At 60.3% G+C, this 19,751-nt stretch carries 18 protein-coding genes; 13 read left to right on the top strand and 5 right to left on the bottom strand.

Annotation, left to right across the window (positions count from 1 at the left end; all coding sequences use genetic code 11):
- The first annotated feature begins 42 nt into the window (after window positions 1–42).
- From JI75_RS04165 to JI75_RS04160, 3 genes are read left to right on the top strand one after another with little or no spacing between them, the layout of a single operon-like run.
- A complete protein-coding gene (locus tag JI75_RS04165; protein WP_039688990.1) occupies window positions 43–321 on the top strand; it encodes a restriction endonuclease subunit S domain-containing protein in 279 nt (92 codons plus the stop codon).
- Window positions 322–326: 5 nt separating this feature from the next.
- Entirely contained in the window at window positions 327–1,433 is a 1,107-nt protein-coding gene (locus tag JI75_RS08740) for a type I restriction endonuclease (protein ID WP_052241579.1), read from the top strand.
- Entirely contained in the window at window positions 1,411–3,678 is a 2,268-nt protein-coding gene (locus JI75_RS04160) for a type I restriction enzyme subunit R domain-containing protein (RefSeq protein WP_052241578.1), read from the top strand. The genes JI75_RS08740 and JI75_RS04160 overlap by 23 nt, the downstream gene beginning before the upstream one ends.
- A 186-nt stretch (window positions 3,679–3,864) precedes the next feature.
- On the opposite strand, the gene JI75_RS09075 is transcribed toward JI75_RS04160, so the two are convergent.
- From JI75_RS09075 to JI75_RS04145, 4 genes are all read right to left on the bottom strand, one after another.
- Window positions 3,865–4,314 (bottom strand): hypothetical protein, encoded by a 450-nt coding sequence (locus JI75_RS09075; protein ID WP_144299264.1) that lies wholly within the window; start codon window positions 4,312–4,314, stop codon window positions 3,865–3,867.
- 82 nt (window positions 4,315–4,396) lie between these two features.
- Window positions 4,397–4,765, bottom strand: coding sequence for a plasmid mobilization protein (locus JI75_RS04155; protein WP_199909387.1), 369 nt, complete (start codon window positions 4,763–4,765; stop codon window positions 4,397–4,399).
- A 2-nt stretch (window positions 4,766–4,767) separates the two neighbouring features.
- Window positions 4,768–5,841, bottom strand: a complete 1,074-nt coding sequence (locus JI75_RS04150; protein WP_039688989.1) for a site-specific integrase — start codon at window positions 5,839–5,841, stop codon at window positions 4,768–4,770.
- Complete coding sequence (locus JI75_RS04145; RefSeq protein WP_039688987.1) at window positions 5,828–6,034, bottom strand: hypothetical protein; 207 nt, start codon at window positions 6,032–6,034, stop codon at window positions 5,828–5,830. The genes JI75_RS04150 and JI75_RS04145 overlap by 14 nt, the downstream gene beginning before the upstream one ends.
- 135 nt (window positions 6,035–6,169) lie before the next feature.
- On the opposite strand from JI75_RS04145, the gene JI75_RS04140 reads away from it, so the two are divergent.
- Complete coding sequence (locus JI75_RS04140; protein WP_039688985.1) at window positions 6,170–6,583, top strand: helix-turn-helix domain-containing protein; 414 nt, start codon at window positions 6,170–6,172, stop codon at window positions 6,581–6,583.
- A 506-nt stretch (window positions 6,584–7,089) separates the two neighbouring features.
- Here JI75_RS04140 and guaA read toward each other — a convergent pair.
- Complete coding sequence (guaA, locus tag JI75_RS04135; RefSeq protein WP_039688983.1) at window positions 7,090–8,682, bottom strand: glutamine-hydrolyzing GMP synthase; 1,593 nt, start codon at window positions 8,680–8,682, stop codon at window positions 7,090–7,092.
- A 374-nt stretch (window positions 8,683–9,056) separates the two neighbouring features.
- Here guaA and JI75_RS04130 point away from each other — a divergent pair, with 374 nt between their 5' ends.
- The 9 genes from JI75_RS04130 (at window position 9,057) to JI75_RS04090 (ending at window position 19,662) form a co-directional block, all read left to right on the top strand.
- Window positions 9,057–10,034, top strand: a complete 978-nt coding sequence (locus JI75_RS04130; protein ID WP_039688982.1) for an undecaprenyl-diphosphate phosphatase — start codon at window positions 9,057–9,059, stop codon at window positions 10,032–10,034.
- 112 nt (window positions 10,035–10,146) lie between these two features.
- Window positions 10,147–10,947: a 3-deoxy-7-phosphoheptulonate synthase gene (gene aroF / locus JI75_RS04125; protein WP_052241577.1), complete on the top strand. Its 801-nt coding sequence runs from the start codon at window positions 10,147–10,149 to the stop codon at window positions 10,945–10,947.
- Between the two features lie 77 nt (window positions 10,948–11,024).
- Window positions 11,025–11,294 (top strand): chorismate mutase, encoded by a 270-nt coding sequence (locus JI75_RS04120; RefSeq protein ID WP_039688981.1) that lies wholly within the window; start codon window positions 11,025–11,027, stop codon window positions 11,292–11,294.
- 421 nt (window positions 11,295–11,715) lie between these two features.
- The gene (gene ilvD, locus JI75_RS04115) at window positions 11,716–13,389 is read left to right on the top strand and encodes a dihydroxy-acid dehydratase (RefSeq protein WP_039688980.1); all 1,674 of its coding nucleotides are present in this window, start codon (window positions 11,716–11,718) and stop codon (window positions 13,387–13,389) included.
- A 41-nt stretch (window positions 13,390–13,430) separates the two neighbouring features.
- On the top strand, window positions 13,431–15,260 hold the full coding sequence (gene ilvB / locus JI75_RS04110) for a biosynthetic-type acetolactate synthase large subunit (protein WP_039690500.1): 1,830 nt from the start codon (window positions 13,431–13,433) through the stop codon (window positions 15,258–15,260).
- Window positions 15,260–15,745 (top strand): acetolactate synthase small subunit, encoded by a 486-nt coding sequence (ilvN, locus tag JI75_RS04105; protein WP_039688979.1) that lies wholly within the window; start codon window positions 15,260–15,262, stop codon window positions 15,743–15,745. Before ilvB ends, ilvN begins: the two co-directional genes overlap by 1 nt.
- A 68-nt stretch (window positions 15,746–15,813) precedes the next feature.
- Entirely contained in the window at window positions 15,814–16,866 is a 1,053-nt protein-coding gene (ilvC, locus tag JI75_RS04100; protein ID WP_277141254.1) for a ketol-acid reductoisomerase, read from the top strand.
- A 169-nt stretch (window positions 16,867–17,035) separates the two neighbouring features.
- The gene (locus JI75_RS04095) at window positions 17,036–18,559 is read left to right on the top strand and encodes a 2-isopropylmalate synthase (protein WP_039688977.1); all 1,524 of its coding nucleotides are present in this window, start codon (window positions 17,036–17,038) and stop codon (window positions 18,557–18,559) included.
- Between the two features lie 176 nt (window positions 18,560–18,735).
- Window positions 18,736–19,662 carry an AEC family transporter gene (locus tag JI75_RS04090; protein WP_158407618.1) on the top strand — a complete coding sequence of 309 codons (927 nt, stop codon included), beginning with the start codon at window positions 18,736–18,738 and terminating at the stop codon, window positions 19,660–19,662.
- The last annotated feature ends 89 nt before the right edge of the window (window positions 19,663–19,751 follow it).

The following is a 19,751-nucleotide window of genomic DNA, read 5'->3' as shown; positions in this document are numbered from 1 at the left end:
CCAGCTCATCATCCTCTTAATTGCAGGGCTGAAGGACAGCCCTTGTCAACCGCCCCAGAAGAAATCTTCTATGGCTTAGGCGCCGGTGTTAGTGGTTTGGGCCGTTGGCGTCTTCAAGCTCCGGTGTTCAAGAACTTCGTATTTCCTGTTCCGCCGATTGAAGAGCAGAAAGCAATTGCTGGTCATCTTGATGTCAAATGCGCTCAGATTGACCAAGCTATCGAGAAGCAACGTGCCGTGGCCGAAAGGCTCGCAGATTACCGCAAGTCTATCATCTACCAGGCTGTGACTGGCAAGATCGACTGCAGGAAGGAGGCATAGCAAATATGCCTGCTGGAGACATCCATTTGGAGACTGAGTTCGAGAAGTATGTTGCTCGAAAACTCACCAACTTGACACAGCTTGATGGTGTTAAGTGGGTTAAGTCCGATAATGACAAAGGTTTTGACGCGGGGACTGCGCTGGTGTTCGACGACTTCATCGAGTACCAGCGTCGTATCGACCCTGAAAAGTTAGAGAGAATGCAGAAGCAGTCTCCTAACAACTGGCGCGAGAACCTCAAGCGCAACTTGATCAAGTACCTGGAGAAGCCGGAGAAGGGCACCATTCAGGTGCTTCGCTACGGTTTCCCGATGGCAGGCTTCCAGAACATCACTTGCGCTGGGGCTTATCCTGACGACCCTCGCGACGCGGTCGCAAAGCACAACTACGAGAACAATGTCCTTCGCGTTATGCGTCAGGTTCATTATCAGACTCAGGGCAAGAACTCCATCGATTTGGCGTTCTTCATTAATGGTATCGCAGTCGCAACCTGTGAAATCAAAACCGAGATGACCCAAACTGTTCATGACGCCATCATTGAGTACCAAACAAGGCGCAAACCCATTGAACCTGACACCAAACGCAAGAATCCTCTTCTCGCATACAAGCGTGGCGCTGTGGTTCATTTTGCCATGTCCGAGGATGAGGTCTGGATGTGCACAGACCTCTCCCCGAAGAAGCCGAAGTTCCTTCCGTTCAACAGAGGCAACGACGGTCATGCGGGCAACCCTCCAATGCAGAAGGGCGACGCTGAGTATCCGACCGGCTATTTCTGGAATGACATCTGTATGCCCGAGAACTGGGTACGCATCTTCACGAATTTCATCTTTGAGGAAGTGGATAATAAGCGTCAGCCGGACGGTTCAACCAAGCTTTTCAAGGTTCAGCTATTTCCTCGCTACCACCAGTGGGATAGCGTTCTGAAGATTATTGCTGATGTTAAGGAGAATGGCCCTGGTCAGCATTATCTTATCGAGCATTCGGCGGGCTCCGGCAAGACAGAGACCATCTCCTGGACGGCTCATGAGCTCATCCGCTTGCGCGACGAGAAACGGCAACAAAAACAAAGTCTTCACCAGCGTCATCGTTGTGACCAATCGTGTTGCCCTTGATACCAACATTAAGAAGACCATTCCCCAGCTCACGCGCACCCGTGGTGTTATCGAGTTGATTGACGATACTTCGGGCTCCAAAAACGGCAAGTTGGTAAAAGCCCTCGAGGAGAAGCGCGAGATTATCGTCGTCACCGTCCAGACCTTCAAGTATGCCCTTCAGGGCATCGCTACTCTTGACGCGCTCAAGGATGCAAACTTCGCAGTCATCATCGACGAGGCCCACCAGGGTCAGGGCGGCTCCGACTCCCAGGGCGTGTCAGCTGCGTTGATGTTTGCCTCTTCTGGTAAAGCGGTCGATCTGAACCGTGAAGACTATGCGAGCGACGAAGAGTTTGCAGAAGCACGTACCAGGCTCATTCAGGAGTCCCACCTTATGCCAACCAACGTCTCCTTCATGGCGTTCACGGCAACACCTAAGGCAGAGACCAAGACTCTGTTCGGTACACCTTCGGGAAGGTTTGACGACAGCGACCGCGAGATTATGACCTCCTTCCACCTGTATCCGATGCGACAGGCAATTGAGGAAGGTTACATCCTTGACGTTTTGAAGGGTTACATGCCTTACAAGACGGCTTACAAGATTGCATCAGAGCACAAAAAGGATGCTCTCGTTGACCCCAAGAAGGCGTTTAGCGAGATTGCAAAATGGCAGTCTTTGCAACCGACAAACGTAATGGAAAAAGTAGAGTTCATCATTGAACACTTTATGAAAAACGTCGCCCACCTCCTTGACGGCCACGCCAAAGCTATGGTCGTGACTTCTTCACGGCCTAATGTTGTGCGCTATAAGTACGCGATCGACGCTTACATCAAGGCTCACCCTGAGTATGATCGAGATAAAGTTGCCGACGCACTGAAGTTTTATGTGCCTGGCGAACCTTTGGTTGCGTTCAGCGGTAAGGTCAATGGGACTCAGGCAATCGTCGATGAGGACAAATACCTCGAAGATAATCCTTTCGCGATGATTCGCCGGGACTACGACTACACCGAAGTCAACATGAATGAGCTTGGTCACAAGACCATTGAGGACGCGTTCGAAGACCAAGGGAACCGTTTCCTGATTGTTTGCGACAAGTTCCAAGTCGGCTTTAATCAACCCAAACTCTGCGCAATGTATATCGACAAGTACATTGCGAACGACATCGAGATCGTTCAGACCTACTCCCGGCTGAATCGCACGTATCACAACAAAGAAGAAGTGTTCATTGTCGATTTCGTCAATGACCCTGATACTGTTGTTGCTGCATTCAAGAAGTACGACAACGGCGCCGAGATGTGCAAGGCTCAAGACCCTGATATCGTCTATGACGATAAAGAGGCCTTGGACGAATGGGGCATTTATACCCTTGGCGACTTTGAAGATTACAAGGCAGCTCGCGTCAAAGAGTTCATAGCCGTGTCCAAGGATGAGCGTGAAGCTAGTCGCACTGCCCTCTATAATGCCGTGGCTATTCCAACTAACCGTTGGAAAGAAGCCATGGATGCGGCAGTTACCGAGAAGCGTCAATGGCATGACTTGGTTGAGACCTCTCGCGCAAACGGTGATATTGAGACCGAAAAGATGGCAGCAGCCAAGCTGAATGAGTCCAATGAAGCAATTAAACATTTGCTCGGCTTCCGTAAGAAGCTACATCATTACCATTCTGCATATAGCTTTATATCTCAGGCAATTGCTTTCGAAGACCCTGAATTGGAAGCCTTCGATGGTTTCGCGAAGCTTCTTGGTCATCGTCTGCGTGGCGGTTCAAGCGATGATTTTGACGTTAGCGGATTGGTTATGACAGAACTAAAGCTCGTCAGGCTGACTAAACCTGAGACGCCTGAGGAAGCAACTCCTCTTCGTCCGATGAGCAAGGGCGGAGAAAGCCGTACGCCAAAGGAAGAATGGCTGTCTGATATTCTTGCCGCAATCAACGAAATGTTCCCAGGTGGAGACCCCTTGGCTGCTGCGATTTTCCTCAACGGGGCTGCTGATTTTGTTGAGACAAGCGATATGACCTTGGCACAGATCAAAAACCCCTCTAATAGTAAAGAAACCGTATTGGCTGGCGGCAGAATCAGGCAAAGTGCCCAGAAATATGCAATGACCTACAAGAACGAAGACTACGATGCATTTGCTGACAGTACCCTGTCTGACTCGCAGTCTTTGGCTAGAATGGCAAGCCTTTTGTACGATCTTGTTTTGGAGGGAAAGCGAATTTCCGTCGAAGATTTAAGGCGCCACATTCTAACGGAGTCTTAAAGAATTGCATCCCTTTGTTTCGGGAGACAGCAATGGCCCGCCCGTAATGGCGCGGGCCATTTTTTGCGTTCTCGAGAAATAGCGAAATAGGGAGAGAGCTCAATGGCGACAAAATTGAGTGCGTCTCGTCTTTTGTCGAAATCGTATAAATAGAGCAGCAATTCAATAGCGCCGACGGCTCATTGATTACATACGGAATGAGCATGTACTCTCTTGACCAATTATTACTATGCTTAAGTTTTCAGCCGTGCCTTCAATTGTTATGCTCGAGATGGTGTCACCGGCCATATAACGTACTGATTTGTCGCTGATCCAAGCCCAGCAGCAATCAACCTCGATGTTGTTACGAAGGGGAATGTGGTTCGGTACTGCTCCTTTCCATGCCCTTAGGTCGAAACTGGCGGAACAGAGTAATACGAGGTCATAGTTTTCAAGCCGTAAAAGAACCGGGCTGTGCGGAACCCTTGATCGCGCGCAACAGTCATAAACAATCATGATATCAGCAATATATTCGCCCTCCACGGGATCAAGGTGATGAAGCAGGTAGTCTTCGGAGAATGATTCTTGCAGCACCAGGAAACCCCTGCGAATAGCAAGGTCCTCGGAAATATGTGTAGCTAAGACGGCTTCTTCCACGAGCAACCCCCTTGATTTTTGAAATACTTTACTGATTTTAATGAGGGGTCCTATGCCTCCATGTCCCCACGAACGGACACCCTCACTCTCTTTTCAAATCCCATACGCTTTGGTTTTCGGTATCGATTTCGGCGGGCTTTTCAGATGGCTCTAGCCCGGCAAAGATGGTGGACAGAACCTGCAAGGTAGCCTCCGTAGAAGCGCTGATTTCGCCTCCTGCGCGGATTCTGAGCAGTTGCATATAGATTTCCGCCATCGTGCCCTTCAGGGCCTTGTAGACCCTCGTAGAGGGCTTCACGACTATCTCGTGGTCCATCAGTTTGGCCATGATGAAATCCTGCTTGTCCATCCCGCTCAGCTTGGCCAGATTGGTGATCCGCTCGTATTCCTCCGGACTCACCCTGAAAGCCATGGTCTTCGACCTCTTGCGCGCGGAGTTGGGGCAGGGCATGGCTAGCCTTCCTTGGAGCAGTCAAGGGCGCTGGCAATCTCGGTCTGCTTGTTCGGGAACAGGTGAGCGTAGCGATAGGTGATATCGGTGCTCTCGTGGCCAACGCGATCAGCGATCGCCAACGCGGAGAAGCCCATCTCGATGAGCAGGGAGACATGACTGTGCCTCAGGTCATGGACCCTGATTCTCTTGACGCCGGACTCCTTGCATCCGCGCTCCATCTCGTGCGTCAAGTAGTACTTCGTCACGTCGAAGATGCGGTCATGGGGACCAAGGTCCTCCCTGAAGTCTTCCAGGTACTCCTTCATCTCCTCGGCGAGGAACTTGGGCATGGCAATCCTTCGCACAGAGTTCGGAGTCTTCGGGTCGGTGATGGTATCGATGCCTTTCAAACGCTGATACGACTTCGTGATGCTGAGCTCCGAAGTCTCGAAGATGAAATCGGATGGGGTGAGGGCGAGCAGCTCTCCACAGCGGATACCTGTCCAGTAGAGGACCTCGAAAGCGTAAAAGGAAAGGGGCTTGTCCATGATGGCCTCCGAGAACCTCAGATACTCCTGCTTCGTCCAGAAGTTCATCTCTCCGCCTTTCTTCGAGCCCATCTTCGTTACCTTCCTGCACGGGTTGCTTGTCAGGTCGTAGTAGCGCTCGGCATGGTTGAAGATGGCATTTAGCTGGTTGTTGATGGTTCTGAGATATGTGGCCGAGTACGGCTTGCCATTGGAATCCTTGTGGTCGATAAGCTGGTTCTGCCAGCGGACGACGTCGATGGGCTTGATCTCGGACATCCTCATTTTCCCGAAGAAGGGAATGATCTTGTCCTTGATCATGTACTCCTTGGTCAGCCAGGTGTGCTCCCTGATTCGAGGCTTGATCTCGGTGGCGTATACGTCGACGAAGTCCGCGAAGAGCATGTCCATGGTCTCGTTATGGACAGCAAGGAAGTCCTTCTCCCACATGAGCGCTTCAAGCTCGGTGGCAAAGCCTCTCTTGACCTTATGGCGCTTCGCGCCCCTGCCATCTCGGTAGAAGCACTGTGAATAGAAGGTTCCGTTCTCGCTTCTATATACGGGCATCTTCATCACCGGCAAAGAATCTTGCCTCGAAATGATCAGAGCGGACGCGGCCCTTGACCACAGCGCGACCCTTCTTGATCTGCTCCTCGTTCATCTCCTGGATGATCTTGTAGGCGAACCCTTTCGACATGTTCAGCCTCTGTGCGACCTGCTCGGCGTTGAGCATGGTTGGCTTGCCTTCTTCCTGGTTCATTTGTCCTCCTAACATCGTACGAATATGTACGTTATATATGAGCGAATCATAATCGTCCGGTTTCGTACTGTCAAGAAATTGCGTACGTTTACGTACGGTGCTAGAATTACGAGGTTTAGATTTTCAGGAGGGAAGATGACGACTGGCGAGAAGATCAGGCACTACCGCAAGCTGCGCGGGCTCTACCAGGGGGAGCTGGGTGAGAGGATCGGCGTCTCCGAGGGCGCGATCCGCCATTACGAGACGGATTTCAGGACTCCCAAGCAGCCTCAGGTGGAAGCCATCGCCGAAGCCCTCGACATCTCTCCGCTTGCCCTGAAGGACTTCGGCGTGGAGAACGCCCGTGACCTCCTGGGCCTCCTTCTGCAGCTGGAGGATGAGTTCGGAATCGTGCCCGCTGAGGATGGCTCTGGTCTTTCTATCGACGCGTCTGCCGAGAAGGCGCCCAAGACGACCCAGATGCTCAAGGCCTGGGCCGCGAAGCGAAACGAGCTGGAATCCGGCGAGATCACATCGGAGGAATACGCCGACTGGAAGGCCAAATTCTAGGAGTAAATATTTACTGAAACGCGAGCAGGTGGCTTTACCCCCGCAATTGGGAGTAAAACACCTGCTTTTCCTATACCTGAAACCCACCATTCGAAGCGTGCTGAAGCCGATGAAATCGCTTGGGGGAGTAAATTTTTACTCCCCATTGTTGACCTGCGGTTTTGCTGAAAAGCCACCATATTTCATCCCGTTGAGTTTCAGTTGAGTTTTGGGGTCCGTTTTGCCCCACTGGGACAGGCAACTGGGACAATTTACTCCCTCAACGAACCTTTTACTCCCCGTCCGCTGGGTGCCGCCGTGTCCGTCCTGTACGGCAATTAGGAGTAAAACTTCCTAAAACAGCAGGTCAAAAGCATAAAAAATACCCCCGATTCCAAGTGGAAATCGGGGGTATCTCGCTCAATTTACTCCCCAAAGTTGCTGGGGGCTTTGCGTTTCTTCCGTACGCTGCGACACTCTGCGGTACTCAGCGGACGGAAATTCGACGCCTCGAAATAGCCTTTCGGCTACTCCCACTCGATCGTCGCGGGGGGTTTGCTGGTGATGTCGTACGCCACGCGGTTCACGCCCGGCACCTCGGCCACGATGCGCCCAGAAATACGGGCCAGCACGTCGTAGGGGAGCTTCGCCCAGTCGGCGGTCATGGCGTCGCTCGACTCCACCGCGCGCAGGATAACCGGCCGCGCGTACGTGCGCTCGTCGCCCATCACGCCCACGCTCTTCACGTCGGGCAGCACCGCGAAATACTGCCACACGCTGTGCTCGCCGTTGCGCTCTCCGGTCTCCTCGAACAGGCGCGCGTTGTACGCATCCAGCTCCTCGCGCACGATCGCATCCGCGTTCTTCAGAATCTCCAGCTTCTCGGGATCGACCGCCCCGATGATGCGAATGGCCAGACCAGGGCCGGGGAAAGGCTGGCGATGCACGATGTGGTCGGGCAGGCCCAGCGCGGTTCCCAGCGCACGCACCTCGTCTTTGAAGAAGCGGTCCAGCGGCTCGATCAGATCGAAGTGAACCCCGTCGGGGAAGGGGATGAGGTTGTGGTGGCTCTTGATGGTGGACGCCTTGCCGCCCGTCTTGCGCGCGCCGCTCTCGATGATGTCGGGATAGATCGTGCCCTGCGCCAAGAACTTCACGCCGTCGAGGTCCTGCGCGACGCTGAAGAACTCGTTCCAGAACTGCGAGCCGATGATCTTGCGCTTCTGCTCGGGGTCGGTCACGCCCGCCAGAAGCTCGGCATAGCGCTCCTCGGCATGCACGTGCACGAAATCCACGTCGAACTGCCTGGTGAACACTTCCTCGACCTCTTCGGGCTCGTTTTTGCGCAGCAGACCGTGGTTCACGAACACGCACGTCAGCTGCTTGCCGATCGCACGCGCGCACAGCGCGGCCACCACGCTGGAGTCAACGCCGCCGGACAGCCCCAGGATCACGCGATCGCCGCCGACCTTCTCGCGGATGGCCGTCACGCTCTCTTCGATGATGCTGTCCATGTTCCAGTTGGCCTCGAGGCCGCAGATCTTGAACAGGAAGTTCTTCAGCATGTCGTTGCCGTGGGGGGTGTGGCGCACCTCGGGATGGAACTGGGTGGCGTACAGGTTGCGCTCGGCGCACTCCATGGACGCGACGGGGCAGGTCTCGGTTCGGGACGTCACCACGAAGCCCTCGGGAACCTCGCTCACCGCGTCGCGATGGCTCATCCACACGGTCTGCTCGTCGGGCGTGCCGCCCAGAAGCGAGCTGTCGCCCTCGCGCACGATCTGCGCCGCGCCGTACTCGCCCTTCTCGGTATGCCCGACGGTGCCGCCCAAGGTCACCGCCATGATCTGCTGACCGTAGCAGAAGCCCAGCACGGGAACGCCCAGGTTCAGCACGTCGGGATCGATCTTAGGGGCGTCCTCGGCGTACACGCTGGCCGGACCGCCCGACAAGATGACAGCCGACGGGTTCAGCCGCCTCAGCTCGTCGGCGGAAACGTCGCAGGGGACGATCTCGGAATACACCGACAGATCGCGGACGCGGCGCGCGATCAGCTGACCGTACTGCGCCCCGAAATCGAGGACGACGACCTTCTGCGTGCTTTGGGCTTCGTTAGACAAAACGGCTCCTTCTCGAATCGCTGCCAAGCACCCCGCTTGGCGAAAAGCAGCGCGCCGCCCCTTTCCGGCTCGCGGGCGCGCAAAACATACCTGCGAGCATTATAGCCGCGCACGCGGTCCGTGGACGGCTCGTCCGAACGTTTCATCAGCGCGGCACAGCCGCAAGGCGGGGAAGGGATGCGTGCGACAGCGAACTCGAAAAGCGGGCCTTGGTCTACCGACGCGGCGCAACCGCAAACGGAGCCGCGCGCCGCGTCCCATGATGCTTTGATGCTCCATGCGCGCCGAAGCGCACCGGAGGGCTTCGGTGCGCTAGGATGGTCTATCGTTTGCAATCCGCGCACCGCCACCGAAGAGGTAGGAAAGTCACCTATATGGATCTCATCGAACTTCTGAAAGCCCTGCTGTTCGGCATCGTCGAGGGCATCACCGAATGGCTGCCGGTCTCGTCGACCGGGCATATGATGCTGCTGAACCAGTTCGTCGGCCTCGACGTTTCGCCCGCGTTCTACGACGTGTTCCTCGTGGTCATCCAGCTCGGGGCGATCCTCGCGGTCATCACCACCTACTTCCGCAAGCTCAACCCCTTCGCCATCCGCAAGACCCCGGCCGAGCGCAAAACCACCTGGGGCATCTGGGCGAAAATCGTCGTCGGCTCCATCCCGGCCGCCATCGTGGGCATCCTTTTAGACAACTGGTTCGAACAGCACGTGATGAACAACGGCAAGGTGGGTTACATCGTGGTCGCCGCGGCGCTCATCGTCTACGGCGTCGTCTTCATCGTCATGGAGGCCGTCAACCGCCGCCGCATCGCCGACGCCCAGGCCCCGCGCGGCCGCCACGCCGCCTGCAAGCCCGGCGATACCGAATGCCAGCGTATCCGCTCCTTCAAATGGACCGACGAAAAGGAGGTCGAGGACACCTCCGAGGTCATCTCGAAGGTCCGCACCTTCGACGAGCTGTCGCTTGGCAAGGCGTTCGCCATCGGCGTCTTCCAGAGCCTCGCCATCGTGCCGGGCACCTCGCGTTCCGGCTCCATCATCATCGGCTCCATGCTTCTGGGAACCTCCCGCACCATCGCCACCGAGTTCGCGTTCTTCCTGGCCATCCCCATCATGGCCGGCTGGAGCCTCCTGAAGTTCGTGAAGCACGGCTTCGACTACACGCAAGGGGAGTGGGCCATCTTCGGCGTCGGCATCGCAACCGCCTTCATCGTGTCGCTCATCTCCATCAAGTTCCTGGTCAACTTTGTGAAGCGCCACGACTTCACCGCCTTCGGCGTCTACCGCATCTTCATCGGCCTGGCCGTGCTGGGCTACTTCGGCGTCCTTCTGGGAGGTTTCGCCCAGTAAGAGGGCGGGCACGAGGTACACTGCAAGGAGCTTCACCCGCCTGGCCGCCGCGCCCTTCGTCCCGAAGGCGCGAGCCGAACCGATCCGCCGACACCGCGCGAAGGAGGAGACCATGAGCCCGGATCCCGCCGACAAGCTTCCCGACCTGGGACAGCGCGGCGATACCGTCACGCTGTTCGCCGGACCGTGCTCGGTAGAGTCCTTCGAGCAGTTCGACGAAGCGGCCGCGTGCATCCAGGGCCTCGGGCTGACGTGGATCCGCGGCGGCGCCTACAAGCCGCGCACGAACCCGTACTCGTTCCAGGGCCTGGGCGAGGAGGGGCTGCGCATCATGCGCGACTCCGCGCGGGCCCGCGGCCTGAAATCGCTCACCGAGGTGATGGACACCGAGCTCGTGGGCCTGGTCGACTCCCACGTCGACGGCATCCAGATCGGCGCGCGCAACTTCCAGAACTTCAGTCTGCTGCGCGAAGTGGGGAAGGCGACCGCGCAGTCTCAGAAGATGGTGCTGTTCAAACGGGGGTTCGCCGGAACCATCGAAGAATGGCTGGCCGCAAGCGACTACCTGTCCATGGAGGGCAATCACAACATCGTTTTGTGCGAGCGCGGCCTGCGCACCTTCGAGACCGCCACCCGCTTCACGCTGGACATTTCTGCCGTGCCCGTGATCCACAAGCTGTCCACCATGCCGGTGTGCGTGGACGTGTCCCACGCAGCCGGCCAACGCGACCTGGTGCCGTCCCTGGCAAAAGCCGCCATCGCGGCCGGGGCCGACAGCATCATGGTTGAAGTGCACCCGAACCCGCGGGCCGCGAAGTCGGACAGCGCCCAGCAGCTGTCGCTTCCGCAGTTCGAAGCGCTGGTCGAAGAGCTGCGCGCCATAGCCGCCGCGTTGGGGAAAACCGTCGTATAGGAAGCAGGAACCCGAAGCCCGCATCGCCGCGGGCGGGGGAGCGCCGGACCGCAAGCGCGAATGGAAAGGGGATTGCGATGCCTGAAAGCCAGAACCTCGAGGCTATCGCGCGAAACCGCGCCGAGATCGACCGCATCGACCGCGAGATCGTGCGGCTCCTGAACGAGCGCTGCGGGCGCTCGCTTGCCATCCGCGACCTCAAATCGGCCGAGCACCTGGGCATCTTCGACGCTCGGCGGGAAGAGGAGATCCTCGAGAAGACCGCCGAGGCCAACGAGGGGCCCCTCGACGACGAGCACGTGCACGCCGTCTACGCCGCCATCCTGCGCGTTATGAAAGAGGCGTGAGAGCGCCCTGATGTGTTGCCCTTGTGTGCGCCCGATTTTCACGACCGCGCCCCGAGGGGGCGGCGTATACTTCGCAGCAGTTCATTACACGAAATGCGATGACGAGGACAGTACGAGCTAGTTCATCTTCAAGAGAGTCGGCGGTTGCTGCAAGCCGATGGTGAATGCTCCGAATGCCCCCTCCGAGCAGTTCTTCTGAACGCTGCGCAGGCACCGGCCAACATCCGCTCTGCCCGCGCGGTCAGTAAGCTGAGCCGGCGGCCCCGTTACAGGTCTGAACGAGCGGATCCGCACCGTTGCAGGTGCGGTGCACCCACATACCGCTGGTTCTCTCTGAGGTCCCGAGCAGGCTTGCTGCTGCGGGATTTTTTATTGCGGTCGCCAGCTTGCCGGCAACCGGGCGAAAGAGAGAGGTAGCACGATGGATTTGAGAAGCTCGCAGATCACGCAGGGCGTCATGCGCGCGCCGCACCGCAGCCTGCTGAAAGCCGACGGCGTCACCGACGAGGAGATGGGCCGCCCGCTCATCGCCGTCGTCAACTCGCGCAACGACATCATCCCCGGCCACAACAACCTCGATAAGATCGCCGACGCCGTCAAGGCCGGCATCTACATGGCCGGAGGCGTCCCCTTCGAGATCTCGACCATCGGAGTGTGCGACGGCATCGCCATGAACCACCGCGGCATGCACTACTCGCTGGTCAGCCGCGACGTCATCGCCGACTCGCTGGAATGCGCCGTCGAGGGCCACGCGTTCGACGGCATCGTGTGCATCCCCAACTGCGACAAGGTCGTCCCCGGCATGGTTTTGGGCGCCCTGCGCGTGAACATCCCCACGGTGTTCGTGTCGGGAGGCCCCATGCTCGCCGGCAAGCAGCAGGGCGGATGCGGACCTTCCACCGACCTGAACACGCTGTTCGACGGGGCGGCCGCCGTGCAGGCGGGAAGGCTGTCCGAGACCGAGCTGAAGTACTTCGAGAACACGGCGTGCCCCACCTGCGGAAGCTGCTCGGGCATGTTCACCGCCAACTCGATGAACTGCCTGTGCGAAGCCCTCGGCATCGCGCTGCCCGGCAACGGAACCATCCCGGCCGTGTACTCCGAGCGCATCCGCCTGGCCAAGCACGCGGGCATGAAGGTGATGGAGCTCGTCGAGAAGAACGTGCGCATCGGCGACATCGTCAGCGAGGCCGCCATCCACAACGCCATGTCGTGCGATATGGCGTTCGGGGGCTCCACCAACACGGTGCTGCACCTCACCGCCATCGCGCGCCAGGCGGGACACCCCATCACGATGGACGACTGGGACCGCGTCTCGGCGGCCACGCCTCATCTGGTGAAGCTGCAGCCCTCCGGCCCGCGGCCTTTGTCGGATCTCTACGAGGTGGGCGGCGTTCCCGTGGTGATGCACGAGCTCGACCGCGCCGGCAAGCTGGACCACGCCGCGCTCACCTGCATGGGAACGCTCGACGAGTACCTGAAAACCTGCACCAGGCCCGCCGACGGCGAGGTCTGCCGCACGGCTGAGAACCCGTTTTCCCCGGTGGGAGCGCTGCGCGTGCTGCACGGCAACCTCGCTCCCAAAGGCGGCATCGTGAAGAAGTCGGCGGTCGATCCCTCCATGATGACCCACACGGGCCCCGCCCGCGTGTTCAACAGCGAGGAGGAGGCCTGCGCCTGCATCAACGCGGGCGGCATCAACCCGGGCGACGTCGTGGTCATCCGCTACGAGGGCCCCAAGGGCGGCCCCGGCATGCGCGAGATGCTCACGCCCACGTCGTCCATCGTCGGCATGGGCCTGTCGACCAGCGTGGCGCTGCTCACCGACGGGCGCTTCTCGGGCGCGACCAAGGGACCTGCCATCGGGCACGTCAGCCCCGAAGCGGCGGCGAGCGGCCCCATCGCGCTCATCGAGGAGGGCGACTCCATCACCGTCGACATCGAAGGCGGATCGCTCAACCTCAACATCAGCGACGAGGAGTTCGAGCGCCGCCGCGCCGCATTCGTCCCGCTGCCCCCCAAGCACAACCACGGCGTGCTGGCCAAGTACGCGAAGCTTGTCAGTTCCGCAGACGAAGGAGCGTTTGTATCGTGAGCGAACCCACTAAGAACACCGCCACCAGCGAGCGCGCGGCCATGACGGTCGCCCGCGCCGGCGCGCCGAAGGGCCCGGGAAGCCGCAACGCCAAACAGGGCATGAGGATGACCGGGGCCCAGGCCGTCATCGCCTCGTTGGAGGCCGAAGGGGTCGACACCCTCTTCGGCTACCCGGGAGGCCAGGTCATCCGCATCTACGACGCCCTGTACGACTCCGAGATCATCGAACACGTGCTGGTGCGCCACGAGCAGGGCGCGGTCCATGCCGCCGACGGCTACGCGCGCGCAACCGGCAACGTGGGCGTCGTGCTGGTGACGAGCGGCCCGGGAGCCACCAACACAGTCACCGGCATCGCGACGGCCTACATGGACTCGGTTCCCCTGGTGGTCATCACCGGGCAGGTCCCGCGCGCCGTCATCGGCACCGACGCCTTCCAGGAGTCCGACATCGTGGGCATCACCATGCCCATCGTCAAGCACAGCTACCTGCTGCAGTCGGTAGACGAGCTCGCCTCCACCTTCCGCGAGGCCTTCCACATCGCGAAGACGGGGCGTCCCGGCCCGGTGCTCATCGACATCCCCTCCGACATCACCATCGAGGAAGTGGTGTTCGAGTACCCCGACGACGTGAACATCCCGTCGTACCGCCCGACCTACCGCGGCAACGCCAAGCAGATCCGCGCCGCGGCCGAGCGCATCGCCCAGGCCCGTCGCCCGGTGTTCTACGTCGGCGGGGGAGCCATCGCGTCGAACGCGTCTTCCGAAGTCACCGAACTTGCCAACATACTGCAGATCCCCGTGGTCACCACGCTGATGAGCAAGGGCGTCATGCCCACGGACGATCCGCTGAACCTCGGCATGGTGGGCATGCACGGATCGAAGTACGCGAACCTCACGCTGAACCACGCCGACCTCATCATCGCCGCCGGCGCGCGCTTCTCAGACCGCGTGACGGGCAACGTGAAGAGCTTCGCGCCCAACGCCGATCTCATCCACATCGACATCGATCCGGCCGAGATCGGCAAGATCATCGACCCGCAGATCCCCGTGGTCGGCGACCTCAAATCGGTGTTCGCCAGCCTCATCGAGAGCTTCGGCAAGTCGAAGAAGGCGCCCGACACCGCCGACTGGCTGGCCGAAGTGTCCGCGTGGCGCGAGCGCTACCCGCTCTACGACAAGCGCCTCGACCCCGACAACGACGTGATCGTGCCCGAGGTGTCCATCCAGCTGCTCTCGCACCTCATCGATCCGGACAACACCATCGTCGTCACCGAGGTGGGCCAGCACCAGATGTGGGCCGCGCAGTTCGTCGACACCGAGCGCCCGCGCTCCTTCCTCAGCTCGGGCGGCGCCGGCACCATGGGCTTCGGGTTCCCCGCCGCCATCGGGGCGGCCATAGGGTGTCCCGACAAGACCGTCGTCTGCATCGCCGGGGACGGGTCGTTCCAGATGAACAGTCAGGAGATGGCCACGGCCGCCATCGGCAACGTGCCGGTGAAGGTGGTGGTGCTCGACAACCGCGCGCTCGGCATGGTGCGCCAGTGGCAGAAGCTGTTCTACAAGCGCCGCTACTCGTTCACCGAGCTGGCCGACAACCCCGATTTCGTGAAGCTGGCCGATGCCTACGGGTGGCAGGGCGAGCAGGTGACCAGCGCAAGCGAGCTGGCGGCCGCCTACAAGCGCATGCTCGACGCGCCCGGCCCTTACCTGCTCGACGTGTGCATCCCGCGCGACCAGAGCGTGTTTCCCATGGTGGCGCCCGGAAAGGGCCTCTCGGAGGTCACCGGCGCCATCGACAGCGCGGCCGGGGCCGTGCGCGTCGGACCCGAGGATTCGCCCGAAGTCGCAACGCCGGAAGGAGCGAAGTAATGAAACATGTGCTCTCAATCTTGGTCGAGAACAGCCCCGGCGTGCTCTCGCGCGTTACCGGCCTCATCTCGCGACGGGGATTCAACATCGAGTCGCTGTCCGTGGGTCCCACCGAAGACCCCACCAAATCGCGCGTCACCATCATCGTGAACGCCAACGAGGTTGCCTACGAGCAGCTCACCAAGCAGCTCCACAAGCTCACCAGCGTGCACAAGATCAGCGACCTCACCAACGACAGCGCCATCGAGCGCGAGCTCGTCTTGTTCAAGGTGAACGCGCCGGCCGAGCGCCGCGGCGAGATCATCGAGATCGCCAACGTGTTCCGCGCCAACATCGTGGACGTGGGCCGCACCTCGCTCACCGTCGAGGCGACCGGCGACGAAGCGAAGCTCAAGGGCATGGAGGACCTGTTCCGCGCCTACGGCCTGAAGGAAGCCACGCGCACCGGCAAGATCGCCATGGGCCGAAGCTCGAAGGAAAGCTAGCGGCCGCGCGACGCTGCCGGCCCGCGAAGGGGCGCAAGGAGGCGCCGACCGGCTTTAAGCACGATCACCTGCGCGAAAGCGCACGCGATACCAGTAACAGCAGCCAACAGACGAAAGGAAGCGACATGGCTGTCACCATCTACTACGAAGAGGACTGCAACCCCGAGGTCATCAAGGGCAAGAAGATCGCCGTCATCGGCTACGGATCGCAGGGCCACGCCCACGCGCTCAACCTCAAGGACTCGGGATGCGACGTGCGCGTCGGCCTGCGCGAAGGATCCTCTTCGGCCGAGGCCGCCCGCGAAGCCGGCCTGAACGTCGTTTCCGTCGAGCAGGCCGCCGAAGAGGCCGACGTCATCATGATCCTCGTCCCCGACGAGATCCAGGCCAAGGTCTACGAAGAGCAGATCGCCCCGCACCTGCATGCCGGCGACACCCTCGCGTTCGCGCACGGCTTCAACATCCACTACGGCTACATCACCGCGCCCGAGGACGTGAACGTCATCATGTGCGCGCCCAAGGGCCCCGGCCACATCGTGCGCCGCCAGTACACCGAGGGCTCGGGCGTACCCGATCTGGCCTGCGTGCACCAGGACGCCACGGGGGATGCCTGGGACATCGCGCTGTCGTACTGCTGGGGCGTGGGCGGCGCCCGCACGGGCATCATCAAGGCCACCTTCGCCCAGGAAACCGAAGAGGACCTGTTCGGTGAGCAGGCGGTTCTGTGCGGCGGTCTGGTCGAGCTGGTGAAGGCCGGCTTCGAAACGCTGGTTGACGCGGGCTATCCGGCCGAGCTGGCGTATTTCGAGTGCTACCACGAGATGAAGATGATCGTGGACCTCATGTACGAAAGCGGCATCCACTTCATGAACTACTCGATCTCCAACACCGCCGAGTACGGCGAGTACTACGCCGGCCCCAAGGTCATCAACGACGAGTCGCGCGCGGCTATGAAGGAGATCCTCGAGCGCATCCAGAACGGGGACTTCGCACGCGAGTTCGTGGCGGACTGCAACAACGACCACAAGTGGCTGCTCGAGCAGCGCGAGGCCATCAACAGCCACGAGATCGAGAAGACCGGCGAGAAGATCCGCTCGATGTTCACCTGGATCAAGAAATAAACGGCTCTTCGGACCTGGGGGAGCGACCGCGCCTCCAGGTCCCCGGGCGAAGCCGCCGCGGGGCAGGGCCCCCGAGGGGTGCTCCGCTCGGGGGCTTCCCGGATACCCCTTGCCCCCTGCGGGCGCCGAAAGCATAGGCAACCACCCACTCACAGGAAAGGAGACTCGCATGACTCGGAAGATCAAGATCTTCGACACCACCTTGCGCGACGGCGAGCAGTCGCCCGGCGCATCGATGAACACCGAGGAGAAACTGGTGGTGGCGCGCGAGCTTCTGCGTTTGAACGTCGACGTCATCGAAGCGGGTTTCCCCATTTCGAGCCCGGGCGACTTCGAGAGCGTGCGCCGCATCGCCGAGTTGGCCGGCGACAACGCCACCGTCTGCGCCCTCACGCGCGCCGTCAAGAAAGACATCGACAGCGCCGCCGACGCCTTGAAGTACGCCAAGCGCCCGCGCATCCACACCGGCATCGGCGTGTCGCCCTCCCACATACACGACAAGCTGAAGATGACCGAGGACCAGGTGGTCGAGCGCGCGATCGAGTGCGTCTCGTACGCCAAGCAGTTCGTCGACGACGTGGAGTTCTACGCCGAGGACGCGGGCCGTTCGGACTACGACTTTTTGGTGCGCGTCATCCAAGCCGTCGTCGATGCGGGAGCCACCGTCGTGAACATCCCCGACACCACCGGCTTCTCGCTGCCCGAGGAGTACGGGCGGCGCATCAAGTACCTGCGCGACAACGTGCGCGGCATCGAGAACGTGGATATCTCCGTGCACTGCCACAACGACCTCGGCATGGCCACCGCGCTGGCCATGGCCGGCGTGCGCAACGGCGCCACCCAGATCGAATGCACCATCAACGGCCTGGGCGAGCGCGCGGGAAACACCGCCATGGAAGAGGTCGTCATGGCCATCCGCATGCACGGGGAAGAGCTCGACGCCCACACCGACGTCAACACGCGCGAGTTCGTCAAGGCGAGCCGCCTCGTGTCGTCCATCACCGGCATGAACGTCCAGGCCAACAAGGCCATCGTGGGAGCCAATGCGTTCGCGCACTCCTCGGGCATCCACCAAGACGGCGTGCTCAAGCAGCGCTCCACCTACGAGATCATCGATCCCGAAGAGGTGGGTGCGGGCCAGTCCAAGATCATCCTCACGGCGCGCTCGGGCCACGCGGCGCTCAAGCACCGCCTGATCGAGCTGGGATACGAGTTCGAGAAAGACGAGCTCGACAAGATCTACGAGGCGTTCCTCGACCTGGCTGACAAGAAGAAGGAGGTCTTCGACGAGGATCTGGAGAGCCTGGTCAACGAACGCGAGCGAGAGGCTGCGGCCCTGTACTCCATCGTCAGCGTCCAGGTGTCGAGCGGATACCCCCTGATCCCCACGGCGACGGTCACCCTGAAAGACCCCAACGGGATCGACACCACCGTCTGCACCTGCGGCGTGGGACCCATCGACGCGGTGTTCAAGGCCGTGAACCAGATCATCCGCGTGGACAACGAGCTGTCGGAGTTCTCCGTCCAGTCCGTCACCCGCGGCCTGGCGGCCCTCGGCGAGGTGACCGTGCGCGTGGCTGCCTCCGACGGACGCATCTTCGCCGGCAGGGGAGCCGACGGCGACATCATCGTGTCGTCTGCCAAGGCCTACGTGAACGCCCTGAACCGCCTTCTGTCCGACCGCAAGAATTAAGCGTTTGTTACGTGCCTGTGGGTTTCGGTTGGAGTTGGGGAAAACCGCGGCCCGTTGGTATAGATTGAATCAAAGGAGACACTTTCGCGCGAGGTGTCTCCTTGTTCGTTGGAGCCTAAGAGAAGCACGAGACTAAGAAGTTCAGCATGGATATCTTTTCGCACGCAGCCTTTCAGATGATCGAACTCACCCTTTTGGCGGCAGCCGGCGTCATCGCCCGAAAACTCGACTTCATGAACAGCGCGTTCGACACCATGCTGTCCCGCCTCGTGATGAACTTCTCGCTTCCCGCGCTGATGATATCGTCGGTTCTGAACAACACCGGCCTGCCCGACTTCGCCACCATCATGCGGATCCTCGGGTTCTCGATGCTCGCCTACGTGCTGATGATGGTCGTTTCCTACCTCGTCCCGCGTCTCTATCCCAACCTCGAGCCCGCCACGCGCGGCGCCCATTCCTTCATGATGGGGTTCGGGAACACCAGCTTCGTCGGCCTTCCCATCCTCAACGCCATCTTCGGGCCCGCTGCGGTGTTCTACGGCGTCATCAACAACATCCCGTTCAACATCTTCGCGTTCACCTGCGGAGAGGCCATGATCAAACAGGGAGGCGCCCCCAAAGCCGGCCCGTCGCTCAAACGCCGGGTGAAAAAGGTCTTGCGCAACCTCATGAACCCCGCCATGATCGCCTGCATCGTCGCCCTCGTGCTGGCATCGCTGGGCATCACCGACAACGGGGGACTGGTGGGCAACACCCTGAACTACATCGGGCAGATGACCGTCCCCGCCTCGATGCTGATCATCGGCTCAACACTGGCCACCATGTCGCCCAAAGAGATGCTCTCGCACGCGAAACCCTACGTCACCTCGGTCATGCGCCTGCTGGTCATCCCCGTCGCCCTGTTCTTCGCGATGCGGCCCTTCATCGACGATCCCCTGATCCTGGGCGTCATCGTGGTCGGCGCCGGCATGCCGGTGGCGTCGATGGGAACCATGATGGCCCTCATGTACGACGGCGACGTCAAGGCCATGTCGCAGGGCACCTTCATCACCACGGTCCTCGCGCTGGCCACCATCCCGCTGCTGGCCGTCCTGGTGTCGTAAGCCCCCGCGCGCCTGCGCATCGGGCAAGCCGAAGGAAGCCCCTCCCAAAACCTCGGGGGGCTGCCGAGAGGTGGCGGGGCCCAAACGTA

It is taken from the genome of Berryella intestinalis (assembly GCF_000814825.1).
Classification (GTDB): domain Bacteria; phylum Actinomycetota; class Coriobacteriia; order Coriobacteriales; family Eggerthellaceae; genus Berryella; species Berryella intestinalis.
This window is presented reverse-complemented; position numbering and strand designations above follow the sequence as displayed.

Excerpts from the sequence above, each read along its gene's own strand:
- JI75_RS04145 (WP_039688987.1), bottom strand. The coding sequence starts at position 6,034 with ATGAACCAGGAAGAAGGCAAGCCAACCATGCTCAACGCCGAGCAGGTC.
- ilvD (WP_039688980.1), top strand. The coding sequence starts at position 11,716 with ATGGATTTGAGAAGCTCGCAGATCACGCAGGGCGTCATGCGCGCGCCG.
- JI75_RS08740 (WP_052241579.1), top strand. The coding sequence starts at position 327 with ATGCCTGCTGGAGACATCCATTTGGAGACTGAGTTCGAGAAGTATGTT.
- ilvN (WP_039688979.1), top strand. The coding sequence starts at position 15,260 with ATGAAACATGTGCTCTCAATCTTGGTCGAGAACAGCCCCGGCGTGCTC.
- JI75_RS04090 (WP_158407618.1), top strand. The coding sequence starts at position 18,736 with ATGATCGAACTCACCCTTTTGGCGGCAGCCGGCGTCATCGCCCGAAAA.
- JI75_RS04150 (WP_039688989.1), bottom strand. The coding sequence starts at position 5,841 with ATGCCCGTATATAGAAGCGAGAACGGAACCTTCTATTCACAGTGCTTC.
- JI75_RS04155 (WP_199909387.1), bottom strand. The coding sequence starts at position 4,765 with ATGCCCTGCCCCAACTCCGCGCGCAAGAGGTCGAAGACCATGGCTTTC.
- JI75_RS04120 (WP_039688981.1), top strand. The coding sequence starts at position 11,025 with ATGCCTGAAAGCCAGAACCTCGAGGCTATCGCGCGAAACCGCGCCGAG.
- JI75_RS04140 (WP_039688985.1), top strand. The coding sequence starts at position 6,170 with ATGACGACTGGCGAGAAGATCAGGCACTACCGCAAGCTGCGCGGGCTC.
- JI75_RS04130 (WP_039688982.1), top strand. The coding sequence starts at position 9,057 with ATGGATCTCATCGAACTTCTGAAAGCCCTGCTGTTCGGCATCGTCGAG.
- JI75_RS04095 (WP_039688977.1), top strand. The coding sequence starts at position 17,036 with ATGACTCGGAAGATCAAGATCTTCGACACCACCTTGCGCGACGGCGAG.
- aroF (WP_052241577.1), top strand. The coding sequence starts at position 10,147 with ATGAGCCCGGATCCCGCCGACAAGCTTCCCGACCTGGGACAGCGCGGC.
- ilvB (WP_039690500.1), top strand. The coding sequence starts at position 13,431 with ATGACGGTCGCCCGCGCCGGCGCGCCGAAGGGCCCGGGAAGCCGCAAC.